The sequence below is a fragment of the Cardinium endosymbiont of Nabis limbatus genome (assembly GCF_965196625.1).
Lineage (GTDB): Bacteria > Bacteroidota > Bacteroidia > Cytophagales > Amoebophilaceae > Cardinium.
The window spans coordinates 929409-950519 of the sequence record NZ_OZ239769.1 but is presented as its reverse complement, the minus strand read 5'-3'; the positions used below and the strand labels follow the sequence as shown (position 1 = coordinate 950519).

20 protein-coding genes are annotated in these 21111 nt (G+C 37.6%); 10 read left to right on the top strand and 10 right to left on the bottom strand.

Translation table 11 applies throughout. From position 1 onward, the window contains the following. Positions 1-2: 2 nt before the first annotated feature. The 5 genes from atpA to atpB all read right to left on the bottom strand — a co-directional run bounded on the left by atpA (position 3) and on the right by atpB (position 4070). Positions 3-1589, bottom strand: coding sequence for a F0F1 ATP synthase subunit alpha (gene atpA / locus ACOALF_RS04295; RefSeq protein ID WP_419241266.1), 1587 nt, complete (start codon positions 1587-1589; stop codon positions 3-5). Between the two features lie 67 nt (positions 1590-1656). Further along, a complete protein-coding gene (gene atpH, locus ACOALF_RS04290) occupies positions 1657-2196 on the bottom strand; it encodes an ATP synthase F1 subunit delta (protein ID WP_419241265.1) in 540 nt (179 codons plus the stop codon). Between the two features lie 20 nt (positions 2197-2216). Beyond that, entirely contained in the window at positions 2217-2714 is a 498-nt protein-coding gene (gene atpF / locus ACOALF_RS04285) for a F0F1 ATP synthase subunit B (RefSeq protein ID WP_419241264.1), read from the bottom strand. A gap of 53 nt (positions 2715-2767) precedes the next feature. Beyond that, positions 2768-3004 (bottom strand): ATP synthase F0 subunit C, encoded by a 237-nt coding sequence (gene atpE, locus ACOALF_RS04280; protein WP_419241263.1) that lies wholly within the window; start codon positions 3002-3004, stop codon positions 2768-2770. 67 nt (positions 3005-3071) lie between these two features. Further along, positions 3072-4070, bottom strand: coding sequence for a F0F1 ATP synthase subunit A (gene atpB, locus ACOALF_RS04275; RefSeq protein WP_419241262.1), 999 nt, complete (start codon positions 4068-4070; stop codon positions 3072-3074). 310 nt (positions 4071-4380) lie between these two features. Here atpB and ACOALF_RS04270 point away from each other — a divergent pair, with 310 nt between their 5' ends. Further along, positions 4381-6081 (top strand): AAA family ATPase, encoded by a 1701-nt coding sequence (locus ACOALF_RS04270; protein WP_419241261.1) that lies wholly within the window; start codon positions 4381-4383, stop codon positions 6079-6081. 296 nt (positions 6082-6377) lie between these two features. On the opposite strand, the gene ACOALF_RS04265 is transcribed toward ACOALF_RS04270, so the two are convergent. Together ACOALF_RS04265 and lpxK are read right to left on the bottom strand one after the other, a co-directional pair. Further along, positions 6378-8378: a putative porin gene (locus ACOALF_RS04265; RefSeq protein ID WP_419241260.1), complete on the bottom strand. Its 2001-nt coding sequence runs from the start codon at positions 8376-8378 to the stop codon at positions 6378-6380. 152 nt (positions 8379-8530) lie between these two features. Next, on the bottom strand, positions 8531-9583 hold the full coding sequence (gene lpxK / locus ACOALF_RS04260) for a tetraacyldisaccharide 4'-kinase (protein ID WP_419241259.1): 1053 nt from the start codon (positions 9581-9583) through the stop codon (positions 8531-8533). 132 nt (positions 9584-9715) lie between these two features. On the opposite strand from lpxK, the gene ACOALF_RS04255 reads away from it, so the two are divergent. From ACOALF_RS04255 to eno, 6 genes are all read left to right on the top strand, one after another. After that, a complete protein-coding gene (locus ACOALF_RS04255; protein WP_419241258.1) occupies positions 9716-10843 on the top strand; it encodes a Nif3-like dinuclear metal center hexameric protein in 1128 nt (375 codons plus the stop codon). A 3-nt stretch (positions 10844-10846) separates the two neighbouring features. Continuing rightward, on the top strand, positions 10847-11596 hold the full coding sequence (locus ACOALF_RS04250; RefSeq protein WP_419241257.1) for a zinc ribbon domain-containing protein: 750 nt from the start codon (positions 10847-10849) through the stop codon (positions 11594-11596). Positions 11597-11707: 111 nt separating this feature from the next. Continuing rightward, positions 11708-12082, top strand: a complete 375-nt coding sequence (locus ACOALF_RS04245; RefSeq protein WP_419241256.1) for a TraR/DksA family transcriptional regulator — start codon at positions 11708-11710, stop codon at positions 12080-12082. 27 nt (positions 12083-12109) lie between these two features. Beyond that, the gene (locus tag ACOALF_RS04240; protein WP_419241255.1) at positions 12110-12853 is read left to right on the top strand and encodes a pseudouridine synthase; all 744 of its coding nucleotides are present in this window, start codon (positions 12110-12112) and stop codon (positions 12851-12853) included. A 45-nt stretch (positions 12854-12898) separates the two neighbouring features. Next, positions 12899-14449, top strand: coding sequence for a 2,3-bisphosphoglycerate-independent phosphoglycerate mutase (gpmI, locus tag ACOALF_RS04235; protein ID WP_419241254.1), 1551 nt, complete (start codon positions 12899-12901; stop codon positions 14447-14449). A gap of 44 nt (positions 14450-14493) precedes the next feature. Then, positions 14494-15801, top strand: a complete 1308-nt coding sequence (gene eno, locus ACOALF_RS04230; RefSeq protein ID WP_419241253.1) for a phosphopyruvate hydratase — start codon at positions 14494-14496, stop codon at positions 15799-15801. 8 nt (positions 15802-15809) lie between these two features. Here the strand turns inward: eno and ACOALF_RS04225 are convergent, their stop codons facing one another. Both ACOALF_RS04225 and ACOALF_RS04220 read right to left on the bottom strand, forming a co-directional pair. Next, positions 15810-16478 carry a hypothetical protein gene (locus ACOALF_RS04225; protein WP_419241252.1) on the bottom strand — a complete coding sequence of 223 codons (669 nt, stop codon included), beginning with the start codon at positions 16476-16478 and terminating at the stop codon, positions 15810-15812. A gap of 154 nt (positions 16479-16632) precedes the next feature. Continuing rightward, the gene (locus ACOALF_RS04220) at positions 16633-16914 is read right to left on the bottom strand and encodes a hypothetical protein (protein ID WP_419241919.1); all 282 of its coding nucleotides are present in this window, start codon (positions 16912-16914) and stop codon (positions 16633-16635) included. A 378-nt stretch (positions 16915-17292) separates the two neighbouring features. Here ACOALF_RS04220 and ACOALF_RS04215 point away from each other — a divergent pair, with 378 nt between their 5' ends. The 3 genes from ACOALF_RS04215 (at position 17293) to ACOALF_RS04205 (ending at position 19656) form a co-directional block, all read left to right on the top strand. Then, a complete protein-coding gene (locus tag ACOALF_RS04215; RefSeq protein WP_419241251.1) occupies positions 17293-17904 on the top strand; it encodes a recombinase family protein in 612 nt (203 codons plus the stop codon). Positions 17905-17981: 77 nt separating this feature from the next. Further along, positions 17982-19478: an AAA family ATPase gene (locus tag ACOALF_RS04210; RefSeq protein ID WP_419241250.1), complete on the top strand. Its 1497-nt coding sequence runs from the start codon at positions 17982-17984 to the stop codon at positions 19476-19478. Beyond that, positions 19456-19656 carry a PD-(D/E)XK nuclease domain-containing protein gene (locus ACOALF_RS04205; RefSeq protein WP_419241249.1) on the top strand — a complete coding sequence of 67 codons (201 nt, stop codon included), beginning with the start codon at positions 19456-19458 and terminating at the stop codon, positions 19654-19656. Before ACOALF_RS04210 ends, ACOALF_RS04205 begins: the two co-directional genes overlap by 23 nt. A 24-nt stretch (positions 19657-19680) precedes the next feature. Here the strand turns inward: ACOALF_RS04205 and ACOALF_RS04200 are convergent, their stop codons facing one another. Beyond that, positions 19681-20895: an IS256 family transposase gene (locus ACOALF_RS04200; protein WP_419241131.1), complete on the bottom strand. Its 1215-nt coding sequence runs from the start codon at positions 20893-20895 to the stop codon at positions 19681-19683. Positions 20896-21111: the final 216 nt, after the last annotated feature.

The following is a 21111-nucleotide window of genomic DNA, read 5'->3' as shown; positions in this document are numbered from 1 at the left end:
CTTTAAGTATTTGCTACATACTTTATGAGAAGTGGCTTGGCAGTCTCTATCAATACCTGAGTCATTTCATCGTCCCATGCGCCTGCGCCAATATTGGCTAGTATGGTAGCATGTTGGGCACGCAATCGCTCCAAAAATTCCTTTTCAAATATTTTTAGCTGATCTATTGGAACGGTATCCAAGTATCCATTCATAACTATATATAAAATAGCAGCTTGCTCCTCTACCGCCATAGGTGTGTGCAGGTTTTGTTTAAGTAGCTCTTGGTTTTTACGACCTCTGTCAATAGCTTTTTTAGTAGTAGCCTCTAAGTCAGAACTAAATTTTGAAAAAGCTTCTAACTCAGCAAATTGCGCCTGATCTAGTTTTAAGGTGGCGGCTACCTTTTTAATCGCTTTAATTTGTGCAGCACCGCCAATTCGGGATACAGAAATCCCGACATTAATCGCAGGTTTGATGCCCGCATTAAACAAATTCATTTCCAGAAATATTTGCCCATCCGTAATCGAAATAACGTTGGTGGGAATATACGCAGATACGTCACCCATTTGGGTTTCTATAATAGGCAATGCGGTAAGTGATCCGTCTCCTTTGACTTTTCCCATTAAAGTATCTGGAATATCATTCATAGAAGCAGCCATTGCATCACTAGCAATAATGCGTGCTGCACGCTCCAATAAACGGGCATGTAGGTAAAAAATATCACCAGGAAAAGCTTCCCGACCAGGTGGCCTGCGCAACAATAGCGATAATTCTCTATAAGCCACTGCTTGTTTGGAAAGATCATCGTAGATAATCAGTGCATCTCTTCCAGTGTCTCTAAAAAATTCACCAATAGCTGCTCCTGCAAAGGGTGCAAAGGATTGCATAGGTGCGGAAGCGGAAGAGGATGCAGCTACAATAGTGGTATAGTCCATGGCACCATGCCTGGTCAGTATTTCTACTACATTAGCAACAGCAGATGCTTTTTGACCAATGGCTACATAAATACAATAAATAGGTTTACCTTGCTCAAATAATCGACGTTGGTTGATAATCGTATCGAGTGCAATGGATGTTTTACCAGACTGACGATCGCCAATAATAAGCTCCCTTTGCCCTTTGCCAATAGGAATCATTGTGTCGATGGCTTTTAATCCTGTTTGGAGGGGTGCATCTACAGGTTGGCGGTAAATCACACCAGGTCCATTCCGTTCTAAAGGCATTTCAAATGTTTCGCCAACGATAGGCCCATTGCCATCTATAGGTAGGCCAAGGGTGTCTACGACACGGCCTAGTAAGCCTTCACCTACTTGAATAGAAGCTACATGCTTGCTTCTTGTAACCACATCTCCTTCCTTGATGGAATTGGCGTCCCCTAAAATAACAGCGCCTACCATATGTTCTTCTAGATTCAATGCCAGCCCTTTGCATCCATTTGCAAAAGAAAGCAACTCTCCTGCTTGTGCATTTAAGAGACCATAGATGCGTACTACACCATCACCAGATTGCATCACTATACCTGTTTCTGCTAGTTCCACTTCTGTTTTAAAGTTGGATAGTTGGGCTCTGAGTATTGCAGTAACCGCATCTGTATTTATTTGTGCCATGTGTTCAATTGTAATTTTATTTGCGCTATAAGAGACCTAAGTGTTTTTTTAATAGGAATAATTACCCCTAATGTAAAGCGCTTTGTAGTGTGTGCAGATCATGCTTTATACTTTTATCTAGTTTTAGTCCACCCATTTGAAGGATATAACCTCCAATAATAGAGGGGTCAATTTGTTGCTCCAATACGACCTCTTTACAAGGAACCCACTTTTTTACCTCTTCTCTTAATTTTTTGATCAAAGCTTCTGGTAAAGCAACAGCGGTCGTTAAAATGGCAGATTGAATGCCTAGATGGTTACGATAGGCTATGGAAAAAGCAGTTAAAATTTCTTTTAGTAAACCGATTTGATGTTGATCTATAATTATTTCAATAAATCTCCAGACCATAAGGCTAAGACCTTGGTGGCAAATTTCTTTAAGCAATTTTTGTTTCTCGGAGCGAGGTAGGGTAGGGTTGTTGAGCAAGTCGTCTAATGTAGGATAGCGCTTAAACTGATCTTGTAAAAAGGAGAGGTCACTATGAATGGTTTTCAGGCTACCACTTTGAATGACTTGGGCTAAAAAAACATTAGCATATCGTGCGGCTATCTTCTTTTTTTTAAACATAGATTAAGCTTTTCTGTGCACTAAGCAGATGCGTGATCGCTTGCCATGCGTTGTTCTATTAGTTCCCATTGGGATGCATCTTGACTAAGTTCCTTGACCAATAATTTTTCAGCAACTTGAATAACTAATGATCCGATATTGGCTCTAGCCGTTTCAAGCGCACGCGCTTCCTCTCTAGTAATCTCGACCCTGGCTTGCGTTAAGAGCTGCTCCTTTATGGCTAAGCCTTCCTGATGTGCTTGCGCAATGATTTCGCGTTGGGTGGTCAATACTTCACCGATAATGCGCTCACGTTCTATATGCGCTTCTCCTATTAACCTAGCTCGGTCATCTTCGATTTGCTTGATTAATATTTGTGCTGCACTGATTTTATCTATGGCACCCGCCACTGCATGCTCTCGGGCTTGTACTATTTCTAAAATAGGCTTCCAAGCGAATTTAGACAATAGCAAAAGGACCACTAAGAATGTTGTAGTTTGCCAAAATATAATACCAAAATCGGGTGTTATTAAAGTCATGACAGCTATAGATTTAGGGGAAAAGAGGCTATTGAGGCTAACTAAGGCAAATACTATTTCATAGCAATCAGTGCACAAATTACTGCACCAAAAATGGCAACGCCTTCAATAAGTGCACAGGCAACAATCATCGCAGTTTGAATTTTTGCACTCATTTCTGGCTGTCTGCTCATCGCCTCCATAGCCGAAGCGCCAATTTTTCCAATGCCAATGCCTGCACCTAAGGCAATAATACCCGCGCCAATGCTGGCACCAGCGTATGATAAACTTATATCTAATAAAGGTAACATAAAAAAGTTTGTTTAATTGTTAAAGACATCAGCCAAATATACATAAAAACTAAGAAATATAACTATATCAATGGGTGCCTTTATCAACAGCCTGCCCTAAATAAATGGCGGAAAGTAGTGTAAAAACATATGCTTGCAAAAATGCAACGAGCAGCTTTAATAGGAACATAAACGTACCAAGGGGTACGCTTACGAAAAAGCCTATGCATGTGCTTTTCATACTAAAAGTAAGCCCTATAATGCTTAACAAGATAATATGGCCTGCTGTAATATTGGCAAATAGCCGTACCATAAGTGAAAAAAACTTAGTTAGAATGCCCAAAATTTCTACTGGAACCATAATAGGCAGCAGCCAATTAGGCAAGCCTTCTGGCTTAAATATATGGTGCCAATAGTGTTTGTTGCCATTAAAAATAGTAATTAGAATGGTGAAGGCAGCTAGTACTAAAGTGACTGAAATGCTTCCGGTTACATTGGCACCACCCGGAAGCAGTCCCAAAAGGTTATTGAGCCATATAAAACAAAAAATGGTTAATAGATAGGGCAGAAACCTTGCAGAATGCTCCTTGCCTATATTAGGAATGGCTATTTCATTTTTTATAAAAGATATGATCAGGTCTATAACCGCAAACCACCCTGTAGGTGGAGCAAGTGGCGCACGGCGATATTTGTTTGTAGCCCATAGCAGCCCGCTTACGAGCAGTATGATGCTTAAAAACATGGCAGCTATATTTTTGGTAATCGATAGGTCTAAGACAGATCTATTTGGATCTACGCAATGAATTTTTTGATCCAATAGGAGGTAACCATGATACGCAGTGGGCTGGTGGTTCTGGTCATAAAAACGAGCAGAGGAAAAACACTCTATGCCTTTATCTGAGGAATAAAGTATAATGGGCAAGGGTAGTTCAATATGTTTGCCCGAAATGGTTGCAAAATGCCAACTGTGGGCATCTGTTACATGTTCTATAATAGAGTACCCAGCTTGCTGGGGCGTAGCATGGGTGCTAAAAGGAGCGATACAACTCAATAGATATAACACCCAAAATGGTTTTTTTGCGCGCATACGCTGATTTAAAATGGCGTAAAGTAGGCTAAACAATCTAAAATGGAACATAAGCGGTTAAAAGGAATGGTTTAAACTAAACATTCACTATACTAAGGTACGTAGTTGTAGGGAATTTTTCAAAAGGTGTTCGGGTATTAAATGGAGCTAAAGTCCATGATGTATTCATCACGTGTACAAAGAAATTTAAGAATAGTCATAGGCCAATAACCTCATTACTATCATTTATCTATGCACCTAATGAAGAGGAATTAGACAACACCGCTTTATATTTGCTACTAAGATATAAGTATGATAACATACGAAATCAATGAAAGAGAGAGAAAAAGAAATCAAAAAAGATAAAATGATGCGCAAGATATATGCACTGCCTATTGGATACTCAGATGTTGAAAGGGTTATCAGAACAGGCTATTATGTAGATAAAACCCGGTATGCTCAAGAACTAATAGAAAAAGAAAATCCTGTATTTATAGCCCGGCCTCGCAGATTTGGGAAATCACTATTCATCAATACACTGGCTACTATAGCTAGCGGAGAAAAAGAAATTTTTAAAGATTGCTATATAGGTAAACCAGAAAATGGATATGAATGGAAGAAATATCCCGTGATTAAACTGGATCACTCTAGATTGACCAATGACACACCTGAAGAACTAAAAGAATCGATCAAAAGAGCCTTAAAAAAAATAGCATCTCTATATGACCTAGTAATAGAAGCGCACACTGTAAAGGATATTTTGGAAGATTTAGTCATTCAGTTAGCGGACTTAAGCCGTTCAAGTAATGCGATCAAATCATTGCATTATGAAGCTAGAATAGTAGTCCTTATAGACGAATACGATGCACCTATAGTTCATCTAACCAAAGGCTCTGACCTAGAAAAGGCCAATATAAAAGTGATGAAAGATTTTTTTATGACTTTAAAGTCACTCAATGAATACTTTCAACTCACCTTTATCACTGGCGTAAGCAAATTTAGTTTATCCGATGTATTTTCAGGGGCCAATCATTTAGACGATATTACGATTTTCAAAAATGTTGATGCGATGTTTGGGTACACCCAAGATGAAATCTTATCTACTTTTCCAGTCTATTTAGAAAGTATCGCTTTAGAATGGAGTCTAAATAATGATAAAAAAATCACTAAAGCAGCAGTAATGGAGCGTATGGCAACACATTACAATGGATATAGATTCCATAAGGATGGTATAAGTGTCTATAATCCCTGGTCTACATTAAAGTTTTTAAAGAGTGGAGAATTAGAAAATTACTGGTATGAATCAGGTAGTCCAACTATACTGATTAATCAGATGTTAGCAGATCCTGATAGGTTTGAATTTCAGTCAGATAATTTGCAAATAGAAGCCACTAGAGAAGACCTAATGTATACAGGCAGTAGGAGTGAGATTAGTTTAAAGTCGCTAATGTTTCAAACGGGGTATCTAACCATTCACAATTATGATGATTTTACTGGGCTATATATCCTAAAATTCCCTAACAAAGAAATAGAGGCCTCTTTTCAGAAGAGTATACAATCCAGTTTGGAAAAGAGTGTAAAGGATTATTTTTTACAAGAGCGGGATAGAATTAGAAGCGCACTAGCTGATAAAAAAATTGAAATGTTTATAGAACATATCAATACGGCTTTTTCCACACTTCCCTATTATATAGATACCAAGCAAGAAAAACAATACCATAGCAATTTACATATGCTGCTGCAAGGATTGGGATTTTTAGGTGGTAGAAAAATGCAGATGCATAGTGAATCAGCTTCTAGCCAAGGTAGGTCAGATATTGTTTTAGAATTAGAAACAGCTATATATATTATAGAAATAAAGTATAAATCCAACGGGAAAATAGCCTTAGCACAAATCAAAGCAAACGGGTATTATAAACCTTATTTACTCAGGCAAAAAGCGATTATACTATTGGGTATTAATTTCAATGAGGAAACCAGGATGATAGATAGTTGGGATTATGAAATACATGAAGAGCATATAAAAAAATAACGGAAATGTTCGATACATTCATGATTGGTTCCTTTGTTAAAGTTAATTTAGTGTTTTACTTTTTATTCTTACTTCAAAATTTAAACCATAAAGGGGCTTTTTTAAGCTCTTTTTTTGAATCGATTATCTAAAATAAATAATAGTACTGATTATCAAAGTTAAATAAAATAGGCTAATCCAAAACGACCTATGTTAATATGAATAAATATAAATTACCGATTGGGGTCAGTAACTTTCATAAGTTAGTATCTAACGATTACCTACCTCCCCACCATTGGTTGAATGGATAGAAGCACCTAGTCAAAGAAAGACCAATGTATACCAATATCAGCTGCTTTTTTTAGGCCAGGATAAAATGGTGTGGCAAAATAGGCTTCTGGTTTATAAAAATACGCGTTGATGTAGCTGTACTTAAAAGAGAGCTTTAGATTATTGATGCGCACATTACAAAAAATATCTACAATAGGTCTCCCTTGTACAGCGAATTTATTTTGGCGGTAAAATTGTTGCGCGATTACATCGTAGCCATCTCCATAATAAAGCTCTTTAAAATGTATATTTAAACCTGTTTCTATATCCATCTTTTTATCATAGGGTTGGTGTGCATAATAATACCGGCCTGTATAGATATAGGGGGGGATATAGCCTTTAAAAATTTTGCTTTCTTTGCTTAGATCCTTTAGGATGGTAAAGGTGTTGTCAAAATGAAAATAAGAGAAGAAACAAAAATTTAAGTTTGCTTCTAAGGAAAGTAGATAAATAGGTGTGGTAGCCTGCATCGGTTCAGCAATGCAATGGTCATCTATATTTGACAGTGCTTTTGTATAAAAGATATGGTTGTTGATCTTTTTAAAAGATAGGATGGGATGGATGGTGATATGGGGCCAATTATACCATATCTCTGCATCTATTGCACGTGCAGATGGTGCTATAAAATCTTTGTTCCATAGCCTGCTGCTATAGCCAGCTACTATATAGGGTACTTTATGCTTAATGGTATGGCCAGAAACTTTAAAGAATTTCTCTTCGTAAGCTAGGTTGAGTCTATGGTAGCCTCCCTTTTGCAAAAGATAGGCTCCGTCTATGCAAAGTTTCCTATGTTCGGAAAGGTTCAACCGTGTATTACCACCCAGGTAATGTTCGTGTTCGTGTTCTTTTTTTGCTTCTTGTAAAGGACGGTTGTGTTCTATGTCTTTAGGGTTAGAGAAGTCACAATTTAAACGAATGTATTCGTGTCTGTAATGTAGTGAATAGAATAAATGGGGTTGTTCTATGTCCCCTTTCATGCCTATTTCATTGCCAAGGGATTTCATTACCGCACTGTGGCGATCTTTGTAAGATGCATCAGGCGCAGCTATAAAACTTAATAATGGTGCATCTGGTTTTTCAATAGTGGATAGATTGGTTTTACGATTGTCATGCAGTTCATGATACAATTGTAGTGTTTTGCTAAACTCATAATGGTGGTAGAGGTAAAAATTCCGTCTAAGTTCTTTATGGATGCATTGACTTTCTTTGTTAATTTTGTTTTCCATGTATTCCTCTTCTAATAGTGGAAAAGAAGATTTGTAGCGCTTACTTGGATTTTGTTCCTGAAATTCAAATTGCTTTTTACGTGAGGGTACTGAGCGTACGCCACCCGTTTCTCTAGTCACATACTGCATATTCGCCCAACTCGTAAATAAGTGATAGCACCCATCTGAGCTTTTGAGGTGGGTAAAAATATTAAAATGTGGAGAGGCGTTAACAATCTTATCATCTTTGCTATGTGGCCATTCATTTTCTGCCATGGTACCTTGCCAATTTGTACCTATGTGCCAGTTCTCAAGCAATCGTTGGGTATAGCAGGCATTAAATATAAAACTACTTAGATTGGCTAGTACAACATTGAAATATAGATATGCTTTGTGTGTATGATAGTAACGTATGTCTTCAGGGTGCTGAAAATAAAAATCGTAGGCAGAGAGCCCATAGGTTGCGCCTATCTGTTGGGGTAATTTATAAAAAATGTGCTGAGCAGCTGTCCAATGGTTACCAAGATCTTGAAAGTTGTAGTTGTGTCGTTCTGCAACTGTAAAACGGTCCATCTTGGTTACAGAGCGATCGATCCGGTGATACCTTCTGTAGTTTTGTTTTACATCTCGTGGTGTTATAAAAAAGGTAGAAGTTGCTTCAACTTTTTCTTCTTCAGGTTTTTCAAAAATATCTTCAGCTTTTTCATTGCCATTAGCGCTAAATGGTAGAAAAAAAACTAAAAAAAATAAACAATACCGCCACCAAATCGAAAGATGCACCATTGTGATTTACTACTTAAAAAATTATATATCAGCTATATATCGGCTTTCGGAAGCCATATGCCGCCTATTGGCTCCATTTGATGATCATATCATACCATGGCTTTGACTGCAAGGTATAATAAATTTTGTAAAAATGAGTCGTCTATATCAGACTAGGAAAGTAAAGCTTGACTGATTTTTGCCTCAAAAGTTTCTTGTGTGTCTTGTGCAAAGCTTATTTCTATAGGAATATAAAATACAGGTAATGGCGCTAACAATTGCATCCAACGATGCGCTGTTAATCTTACATAATCTTTTTCTGTTATAACAATCGCTTTATCTGAATGACTTAATCTATGAAAGAGGCGGATCATCTTTACTATATCCGCATCATTGAACCAATGATGATCTGGGAATATCAGATGGGTCACCTTATGCCCATTTGTTTCCAAATAGATGCGCAAGGGTAGGGGATCTGCAATACCCGTAACCAACAATAAGACGCTAGGTAATTTATTCTTTTGGCCGCTTTCCATGGCGATAGGATTATGGTAGACCGTATGTGTAAAAAAAATCGACACCTTTTTGGTATGGTATTTTTGTATCTCCGTTTTGATGGCATCAATGGTTGATTGGCTTAAATTTGGCGGGCTTTTGGTTACCAATACGATATCAGCACGTGATGCCCCTTTACGTGGTTCACGCAATCGACCGAAAGGCAATAGATTGTCTTTAAAAAAAGGCTGATGAAAGGTAGTCAATAAAATATTCAAGTGAGGCGTTAACCTAAGATGCTGAAAAGCATCATCTAAAAGAATCACTTCGACACTTGGTCTATATTCCATAACTTTGGCAACCCCTTTTACTCTATTTTCACAAACGGCAACCACCACATTAGGGTTGTCTAGAAAATGTTTATACACAAGGTAAGGCTCATCACCCACTGTTGCAGCAGATTCTAGCGTATGGACTACTTTAAAGCCTTTCGATTTCCGCTTATACCCTCTACTAAGAACCGCTATAACATATTGTTTAGAAAGCAATCGGGCTAAATAGATGATCAAAGGTGTTTTTCCAGTGCCACCTAATGAGAGATTTCCTACACCAATCACTTTGGGTTGTTTGTAAACAACACTTTTTTTAATATTTTTCCTATATAGCAAATTACGCAATATAACTACCCCACCATACACCCAACTCAATATTCGCAACCATAACGAAAACATAGAGGCCATCTTAATAATAAAAAATCATTGAAACTATTACACAAATAACGATATATTTCTTATATTACCTATAATACAGATCTAAACAGGTCCATGTTGTATGAATATATTTTGCCTATATATAACACCACGATGACTATAAAAGCACCAAGATATAGCGACACTTCTGTTACTATATCCGATGTAGTAAGCTACTTGGAGCAAAAAGTGCAATTGCAAGGTCAGAGTAGTGTGGCAACATCCGGTATTATAGTTGGTGATATAGATCATGTAGTGACTGGTATATTGATTTCTTTGGATATAACAGAAAAGGTATTGGATGAGGCTATCGAAAAAGGATGCAATTTTATAATTGTAAACCAGCCTGTCTTTACTGAACCATTGGCTCAAATCATTCCAGAAACTTATGCCGGTAGATGTGTGATCAAGGCGATAAAGCATGGACTTACCATTTATGTTTTGAGTACCAATTTAGATCATTTCGGTCGAGGAACGAGCCATAGGATGGCTAGTTTTATTGAATTACAAGAGACCCATCCGATTATTCCTCATAAGGTAATGCTGCATAGGCTTACTACTTTTGTGCCGCCTCATGCAGAAAAGCATCTCATTCAATCTTTATGTCAAGTAGGGGCTGTATTGGCCACTCAAAATCTAACAGGTGTTGCAGCTAATCTGCATTGCGCAACAGGGTCAGGGTCTTTATCGCATGTTTCCTCTACTGCAAAGGTAGAATTTTCACAAGAAAGCCAGCTTGCTTTTATAGTCCCCATGCCTTGTAAGGAAAAAATCATTCAAACTTTATTGCATGCACATCCTTATGAAAAGGTTACCTACTATTTAGAACAGGTGGAAGTAGTTGTAAACCATATAGGTAGTGGTGTAGTAGGTAGTTTGCCTATAGAGTTGCCAGAAAAATATTTCTTAAAGTATATCAAAACAAAATTGACTTTATCCCACCTTCAGCACACCAACTATTTCGACCGGCCTATCAAAAAAGTTGCCATTTATGCGGGCAATGGTGGCTGGTTGCTTAAAGAAGTCTTGCACAAAAAAATAGATGCGTTTATTACAACAGGTTTACAGTATGAGCAGTTTTTAGAAGCTAATGGTAAAACATTACTGATTGATGTAGGGTATGATGCTACCCGATTAGGCCTAAAAAAACTAATACTTGCATTATTGTCAAAAGAATTTAATAATATTGTAATACTGCGCTGTAAAACTATTACCAATCCTGTGCATCACATTAATGACTAACCAATGGATAAAAATATTGCAATTAAATTGACTAAGCTCTATGAACTTCAGGAAACTGATACGCATATTAATGATATTTTAAAACTTAGAGGCACCCTTCCAGAGGAGGTATATGTCTTAGAAAGGGATATAGAAACTTTATCTACAACCATCCAATCACGTGCATCGCTGTTGACTACACTGCGAGAAGAAGTAGCCAACAAGAAAGCATTTATCAAGCAAACTGAAAAAAAACTCCAGCAATATGAGTCTCAGCAAATGGAAGTCCGAAACAATAGGGAGTATGACGCCATTACTAAAGAGCTTGAATTACATAAATTGGATATCCAACTTGCAGAAAAATTTCTACATACTGCTTATAGAAATATAGAGCAAGAAGAAGCTGATTTAGAAGCCTCTTCTAAACTATTGGAATCAAAAAAAGCTGATTTAGTTTTAAAAAAAGAAGAGCTGCAATTGATTTTAAAGGCAAGTGAAAAAGAGGAGTCTGCCTTGCACGAAAAAAGAAAAACTGTAATAGCCGTGCTAGGTGAGCCTTTATATCTTGCTTATGAAAGGATTAAAAACAATGTGCCTAATAATTTGGCTGTAGTCCCTATTAAAAAAGGCGCCTGTGGTGGTTGTTGTATAGTCATTCCTCCTCAGCAAAAAATAGGCGTATATGAGCGCAATAAAATAGTACTTTGCGAGCATTGTGGTAGAATGTTAATTGCTTTGGAACAGCCTATAGATAAACTTTTATTCGTCAGCTAAAAAGATTAAGCAATAAGGTGGCGTAGGTTACCAGCTTGCTTTAGTGTACAATAGCAATAGCAATTTTTGAATTTGTTGCTTTAGATTACTTACAATTAAGATCAAAAAGTTATGGAAGAGGAAGCATATTCATCTGAGGATCTAAGATTTTTTGAAAAAATTCTTTTAGAAAAATTAGAAAAAGCTAACCATGAACTTCAAGTATTGGAAAAGGTTTTGAGTCGTCAAGAGGCGGGCCTTGAGCCTGCTGGTAAAGCCTTTGAGGAAAATGCAGAAGTAATAGAGACAGAAAATGTAGGTCAATTGGCGGAACGTCAACAAAAGTTTATCAAACAAATTGAACTTGCTATTCAACGCATTAAAAATGGTACGTATGGAATTTGTGTCTTAACAGGAAAGGTTATAGATAAGGAGCGTTTAAAAGTAGTGCCCCATACCATGTATGCGGTGGATGCAAAGTTAAATACAAAAAAACAAATCCAATAGACAAATTATATTGGTTATCTGTTCTTTATGGAAGATTATTCTAGTAAGCCTTGTCTTTCATCTTTAATACGGTTAAATAAGTTTATAAGTAACGCGGGTGTTTGTGCTAGGAGGGAGGCGGATCAACTGATTCAATCAGGTTGTATTACCGTTAATGGCACAGTTGTACAAAAGGTAGGTACCAGGATACCCATCGATGCAGTTGTTGCGTATAAAGGTGTTACTTTGCATATAGAAAAGTTAAGGTATATACTTTTAAACAAGCCTAGGGGGTATGTTACTACCGTTCAAGGTCCTGAGGGCCGAAAAACCGTTTTAGATCTTATTAGCAAAAGGTATTGTGCTGAGCGTATTTATCCCGTTGGTCGCTTGGATTATGATACTACAGGCCTATTACTCCTAACCAATGATGGGGACTTGGCGCGTAAGTTGTCGCATCCTGCTAGCAGGGTTGAAAAATTATATCATGTAGTGTTGAACAAGCCTATACAAGTTGAACATTTACAGCTTCTTCAAGAAGGCCTTTTACTCGAAGATGGTCTGGCAAAGGTAGATCGGGTGGCTATAGTAGCGCAAGACCCAACCCAAGTAGGTGTGGTGATCCATATGGGTAAGAACCGAATTATTAGAAGAATGTTTGGCCATTTGGGTTATCTAGTCGATAAATTGGATAGGGTAGGTTATGCCCACCTTACTAAGCAGCGTATCCCTCGTGGCAAATGGATCTTTTTGAAAGATCAAGCGGTGCGTAGGCTTAAAAATTTAGTCTAGGAAAGGGATCTATATATCCATCATTCAACTTTCTTTTTAGATGCTATGCGTACATTCAAGAGACCTAAACCTATTCTTTTACTGATCCTTGATGGTTGGGGCCATGCTGCGCAAACCCGTTATAATGCTATTGCGGCGGCAAAGACGCCCTATTGGGATCATTTCATGCAGACCTATCCGCATACTCTATTGGATGCATCTGGCTATGCAGTAGGCTTGCCAGAAGGCCAAATGGGTAATTCTGAGGTTGGCCATTTGACGATTGGAGCAGGTCGTGTGCTGGATCAGGATTTAACCCGTTTGAATAAAGCCATTGAAACAGGTGATTTCTTTAATAATACAGTATTTTTATCTGCCTTACGCAAGGCAAAGGATGCGCAGACATCTGTTCATATAATCGGGCTATTGTCGCCTGGTGGCGTGCACAGCCATGAAAACCACATAGCTGCTTTATTAACATTATGTGCGCAAAAGGCTATACAAAATTGTTATATCCATGCCATTTTAGATGGGCGTGATACACCACCTATGAGTGCCGCAGCTTCCATTCAATTATTGCAAAACAAATGTGACCAAATAGGGCTAGGTACCATTGCTTCCCTGACTGGTCGCTATTATGCAATGGATAGAGACCATCGTTGGGAGCGTACCCAAGCGGCTTATAATTGTATAGTAGCCGGTCAATCTACTTATAGTGCTTCAACGGCTTTAAGCGGGTTGCAAGCCGCTTATGCACGGGGTGAAACCGATGAGTTTGTACAACCTACTGCTGTATATACACCAGGTCAACTAGCTATAACGATTGATTCAGGTGATGTGGTTTTTTTTATGAACTTTCGTTCAGATCGAGTAAGACAGCTTAGCCGTGCTTTAACTGATCCTGATTGCGCACACTTTAACCGTTCGGCTTTCCCCCGTTTGGGGGATTTTGTTTCATTAACCGCCTATGCAGCTGATATCCCTAGTCGTATTGCTTTTCCGCCTTTGTCTATACAAAATGGTTTAGGTGCCTACCTGGCCCAAGCGGGTTTTACCCAGCTGCGTATTGCAGAAACAGAAAAGTATGCCCATGTTACCTTCTTTTTCAATGGAGCTATTGAAGCGCCCTTTCCTGGTGAAACCCGTTTACTGATTCCTTCTAAAAAGGTAGCTACCTATGATGTAGTGCCTGAGATGGGTATACTAGAAGTTACCGATCAAGTGGTTAAAGCCATTGAACAGAAGGCCTATGATGTAATTATTTGCAACTTTGCCAATCCGGATATGTTGGGCCATACAGGCAATCAACAGGCTACGGAAGCAGGCATTGCTGTTGTAGATGGCTGTATGGGAAGCATTATTGCTGCATTACAAAAGCAAGGGGGAGAAGCCCTTATTACAGCCGATCATGGCAATGCAGAATGTATGTATGATGAGGCGATACAACAACCCCATACCGCACACACCCTAGCACCTGTTCCATTGCTTTACATGGGCCGCCCTGCTAGTCTAGCCATATCTGGTAGTTTAGCAGATGTGGCACCAACCTTATTAGCTCTATTAGACTTGCAACCCCCTAAAGAAATGACAGGGAAAAGTTTGCTGCGTTTTAGGTGAGTTGGCCTTTATGATCTATTTCTTAATATGTAAAATGAGTAAAAATGTCAAAAATTAGTGCAATTACTGCCTATGAAATCTTAGATTCGCGGGGCAACCCAACCGTAGCAGCTGAAGTAAGTTTGGCATCAGGGGAAAAAGGATATGCGAGTGTGCCTTCTGGGGCTTCTACTGGTTCACTTGAAGCAGTAGAGCTGAGAGATAAGGATCCAAATCGCTATCACGGCAAGGGGGTTTTAAAAGCAGTAGAACAGGTGCGTACCCTTATTGGCCCAAGTTTAATGGGAAAAGATATAGATGATCAAGCTGGTTTGGATGGCTTAATGGTGGCGCTTGATGGCTCGTCCAATAAGCAAAACTTAGGTGCTAATGCCATTTTATCTGTTTCTTTAGCCATTGCCAAAGCCGCTGCTCTACATGGTCAACAGCCCTTATATCAATACTTTGCTAGTTTAATGGGTGCGCCATCTGATGCAAGATATAGGATGCCGGTACCTATGATGAATATTATAAATGGTGGCCTACATGCAGATAATCAGCTTGCTATACAAGAGTTTATGATTCTACCCTTAGGGTCTGCTTCTTTTAGTGAAGCATTGCGTGCGGGTGTAGAAATTTTTCATCTTTTAAAGGCGCTTTTAAAGCGAAAGGGCTGCACGACCAATGTAGGTGATGAAGGGGGCTTCGCCCCAAATCTATCTGGTACGAAAGAGGCCATTGAATCTATTTTAGAAGCGATTACCCAAGCTGGCTATAGCCCTGGCCAAGACATCTACTTAGGCTTAGATGTGGCTAGTACTGAGCTGTATAGGCCAAATGGTTTGTATTGTATGGAAAATAAGGCTTTCACTAGGGCGGAGTGGGTAGCCTATTGGGTAGATTTAGCACGCCAATATCCTATTATAAGCATAGAGGATGGTATGGCAGAAATGGATGCTATAGGTTGGCAGCAACTTACGCAAGCATTGGGTCACCGGGTACAGTTGGTAGGGGATGATCTATTTGTGACCCATCCCAGCCTATTAAAGAAAGGGATAGCAGAAAATATAGCGAATGCCGTGCTGGTGAAATACAACCAAATAGGTAGCTTAACAGAGACATTAACTACCATTTCTCTAGCAAGGCAAGCACATTATGGGGCTATTATCTCCCATCGATCTGGGGAAACAGAGGATACTACCATTGCTGATTTGGCGGTGGGAACAGATACCGGACAGATTAAAACAGGTGCGGTCTGCCGTACAGATCGCGTGGCGAAATACAATCGTTTATTGCATATTGAGTCAGCATTAAAAGATAGAGTAAGTTATGCTGGGCGCGATGCTTTTGCGCGGTTTTTAGATGGGAGATGATGATCTCTTTATCCTTCTTGCTTTAAAAAATCTATATAACCCGGTATATTTTTATTTTCATCGTATTTAAAAAAGTGTATTGTCATATCATTCTTAATGAGCTTTTTATCCTCAACTGGATCTGCAACAGATAGGGTTTTAATATTGCATAATGAAGATGATAACAAGTTGTAGTTTTGTGCTTTGATGCTAGCCACCAATTTAGGTTGTTCATAACCAAGTATATGGATGGGCAGATTATATTTTTGGAATTTGAGCGAGGATTTGATATGGAATCTATCCGCTAAGGTACAGAGTATTTCATTGAAAATTTCTTTTGTATACTGTTCTATCTTTAGCTCTTCTTCTATATCTATTGGTTTTAAACCTTCTATTGATTTTATTTGAATGACAGAAATATCTTCTCCAAAACTTTTCTTTAGCGCATTCTTGATTTGATCGGTTTGTGCTGCATTTTCCCCGGGGCTAGGCAATACTGCTACAATAAATTTGGGAAGTAGCACTTCTAGTTTTGCATAAGCAACTGGGGAGCTTTCTTTGTATCCTTTATCTGAAGGAATAAATGAAGAAAGTTTAGTCAAGCAGGTCAACATTTCCATCGGATGGTATTGCTGACAATTACTCAGCGTGCAAGCTGCTATTAAAAAAATGTATTTTTTGATATTATACTTAAACATAAGCTAAGCAAAAGTTAAAATATTTTAAGATACTTTTCCTCTAAAAAACATTTTAGTATAATATATTTATATTTAATTTGCAAATTTTTATTATAGATTTTACAATAAAAATCGTTTTAATGGGCGGTTGTTCTCATTTCGTCAAGTTAAAGCGCTAATGGTCGCCGATAAAAAATCTATTCACGCATATGGTTGAGGCATAATTACCACCTAATTGTTGCAGTGCCCTAATCAAGTCATTAAGTGAGTCGTTCACCGTTGGTGACCCAATGATAGGTTGCATCTTAGATTTATCTATATCATAATCATCAGCGATGTCATATAATTTTTTTACTAAACTAGCCTCCAGTGATGCGCCTGTTTTAGCACTTAACTTTGAGAAATTCAACCAAATAACTGGATATTTCTTCCATTTATATGTTTTGTCCCTATAAATAATACATTCCTTAAATAGTCCTTTATTGCCTTGTGCGAAGTGCTTTATCTTCTTTTTTAGAATCCATATCCTTTTCTTTTTATTTAGGGATGTATAGGCGTGATGCCTACTGCAAAATAGAATAGATAAATTTACAAAATTTAATTAGCCTGCATGAGTTGTTCTACTTGTTTGATAGATAAACCTGTAAGTGCTACAATATCATCTAAAGGGTTATATAGAAAGTTAAGGGTCTAGTTAGGATTTAGGAAGCACTTTCTGTACACTAAAAACGTTATTACTTATACAATTTGTATAGGTAAAACACTTTATATCTGTTATACATTCTGTAAATTATATAGATATTTATATTAATTGTTTACACTCCACTTTTACCAGATGAAAACCATTGCCTATATTCGTGTTTCGACCAGTCAACAAGATGTAAACAATCAGAAGCTGGAACTCTATGAATATGCTAGAAAAAAAGAGCTGACCATTGATGATATAATAGAAACCCAAATCTCTTCTCAACAGGATCGGCTAAAAAGAAGAATCGATGAATTACTAGGTAAGTTATCAGATGGAGACACCATCATTATTACTGAAATCAGTAGATTGGGTAGGAGTACCTCAGAAGTGATTCATCTAATCAATGAAATGATTAAAAGAAAGATCCGAATCATGGCCATTAAGCAAGGGTTAGATTTGAACAAACACAGTCTGAGTTCTAAGATCATTGTAACGATATTTTCTCTGTTAGCTGAGCTAGAACGTGATCTAGTGAGTCTAAGAACCAAAGAAGCTTTACAGGCTAAGAAACTACAAGGGGTAAAGTTAGGTAAGCCGAAGGGGACGATTCAAAAAAGTAAGTTTGATAAAGATCTTGACCGAATCAAAGAACTGGCTGGTTTGGGCCTTTCGATTAGAAAAATAGCAGCTATATTGGGGTATAGCAATCATATGGGATTGAGTAATTATCTCAAAAAAATCACTACAGTCAAGCAATAGCATAATCAATTTATATTAAGTCGCTAGTTATCATAACCTATATTTAAATAGATTGCATAGTTTTAAATATGCTCATCATGAAAAAATTACCGATTGGGGTTAGTAACTTTCAAGAGTTAGTAAAAGGGGATTACCTATTTTGTGATAAGACAGTCATGATTGCTGATTTCCTGAGCAAAGGGGAGAAGGTTACGCTAATCGCACGCCCTCGCCGTTGGGGAAAGACACTCAATATGTCTATGCTGCAGCATTTTTTTTCAGAAGAAGTGAATGGCGTAAATACAAAAGGCTTATTTGATGATTTAGTGATTAGCAAGTTAGATGGTGGTAGCTACATTAATCAACATCAAGGTAAGTATCCGATTATTATGATCAGTTTTAAGGATGTTCATGCAGATAATTTTGAAGGTGAGTACAATTCGGTGTATAGGTTGACCATAGAGGTCTATAGTGCATATGCCTACTTGTTAAAAAGCAATAAAATTAATGAAATACAGCTAGGACAATTACATACTATCCTGAATAAGCAATCCAATCAGCAAGAATTAGAATCATCTTTAAAGCTCCTTAGTCAATGCCTCTACCAACACCATGGTCAAAAAGTTTATATTTTGATAGATGAATACGATACCCCACTCAACAAAGCTTACGGTAATAAGGAATATTTGGATGCGATGGTCGCATTTATGCGTAATCTATTTAGTGCTGCTTTAAAGGATAATAATGCACTAGAAAGAGGCGTTTTAACGGGCATATTGCGTGTTTCTAAAGATAGTATGCTTTCTGGATTGAATAATCTAGAGACCTATACCTTGCTAGATGAAGAATATAGCGCACACTTTGGATTTAGTGAAACGGAAGTTTCCTATTTATTTAAAGAACATGGTCTTAGTGCTGCTATGGAGGAAGTAAAAAGTTGGTACAATGGTTATAGGGTAGGGAATTTAGTCATGTACAACCCTTGGTCTATTATTTCTTGTATCAATAAATCAGGTCGTTTTGATGTCTATTGGGTGAATACGGGTAATAATAACTTAATTGAACAAAAGGTACTTACTGCTCATTCTGATATCAAAGAACAGTTCGAACAGTTGATGCGCGGGGAATCTTTAGATATATCTATCAACAAACACCTTGCTTTTGATATCCTAGATAAAGATGATACATCTTTTTGGAGCCTTTTATTGTTTGCTGGCTATTTAACCTTTGAAAGCAGTAGTTTAAGTGCCTATACTACAGTATATGATTGTAGAGTCAGACTACCCAATTATGAAATATGGAGACTCTATAGTACATTTTTTCAAGAATGGTTCATTAATCAGTTTGAGAGAAAGCGGCAATATGATTCTTTCTTGAAACATTTGGTAGCTGGTGACGTTCCTTCTTTTGTAGAACAGCTTAGCTCCTTTTTACGTCGAAGTGTTAGCTATTTTGATACACAAAAAAGTAATAGATCAGAAGGGTTTTACCATGCTCTTGTGTTAGGGATGTTAGCCAGTTTGGGTATCACCCATTATATACGCTCCAATAGAGAAAGTGGCTTAGGTCGTTATGATCTTGCTGTTAATACCTAAAAAAGAAGGTTCCAAGGCGCTGCTATTGGAATTTAAGCAGGTTCGGAAAGAAGAAGAATTAGAAAGCGCTTCTAAACTGGCCTTATCGCAAATACAAGCACAAGCCTATCATACTGAAATACTACAATATCCTCATGTCCAGGAGGTAATAGAAGTTGGTATTGCTTTGAGCCTGTAAATTATTTTGTGTAAGTGCCGTTTTTTAGGAGAATCTTCCCTCAAATTCGATAGCGAATCGATTCAGAGCCGCTCTCCAATCATGTAAAGACATAGTCCACTTTTGTGATGCCTTCTGTATGGCTAAATATACTACTTTTAATGCAGATTGGTCATTAGGAAAAATTTTACGGTTATTGATAGATTTTCTAATAACGCTATTGAGTGATTCAATGGCATTGGTCGTATAAATAATTTTTCGTATTTCATCAGGATAGTCAAAAATAGTTATAATGTTGCTCCAATTTTTATGCCATGAACGACTAATAGCTGGATATTTTTTATCCCATTTTTCACTAAAAATAAGAAGTGCTTCTTCCGCTTGCTCAAGAGAAATAGCGCGATAAATAACTTTAAGATCCGATGCGACGGACTTCATGTCCTTATAGGGTACATAACGTAACGAATTACGAATAAGATGAACAATGCATAACTGAATTTTGGTTTTTGGAAATACTGTATTAATAGCATCTGGAAATCCGGTTAATCCATCAACACAAGCAATAAAAATATCCTTAATGCCACGATTATTTAACTCAGTTAATACTGAGAGCCAAAATTTTGCACCTTCGGTTTCTGCTATCCACAAACCAAGTAATTCTTTTTGCCCTTGACAATTAATGGCTAATGCCAAATAAATTGATTTGTTGATTACGCGTTTATCTTGATGACACTTGATAACGATACAATCTAAATACAATATGGGATATACTGTTTCTAATGGACGATTCTGCCAAACAGTAATCTCCTCAATAACAGATTCAGTTACTTTCGAAATTAAACTGTGTGATACCTCTGTACCATACAGCTCTTTGAATGTATCTGAAATATCTCTGGTAGTCATCCCTCTAGCATAAAGAGCCAAAATTTGTTCATCAAATTCAGTGAAGCGAGTTTGCCCTTTGCGAATGATTTGAGGATCGAACGTGCTGTTTCGGTCACGTGGCGTATTAATTTCCATTTCGCCAAAATCACCCTTTAATCGCTTAGGAGAGTAACCATTACGGCTATTTCCCGTGTTCCTGCCTTCTATAGCATGCTTTTCATAGCCAAGATGATCCTCTAATTCTGCATCCATAGCACGTTCTACCGTGATTTTTAATAGTTGCTTGCTGAGAATAGCTAAATCTTTTTCACTCTTAATAGACTTCGACAATTCATTTAGTAGATTTGGATCTATATTTATTTGTTGTTGTTCCATTGCTTATGACTCATTTATAACTAACGATTTAATCCGTTAGATTAGTTAATAATAAGCATTTACACAATTTTATTTACAAACTCATTGCTTTTTCTAGAAAATCGGTTTTAGCGGCTTATGCCACTTATGATCTATTCAATAAACAATCTGATTCATTGAATTTAACGAGTAGATATGGCCAGGAAGAGGGGTAAATTTCCTTATTTCCAATTAGAA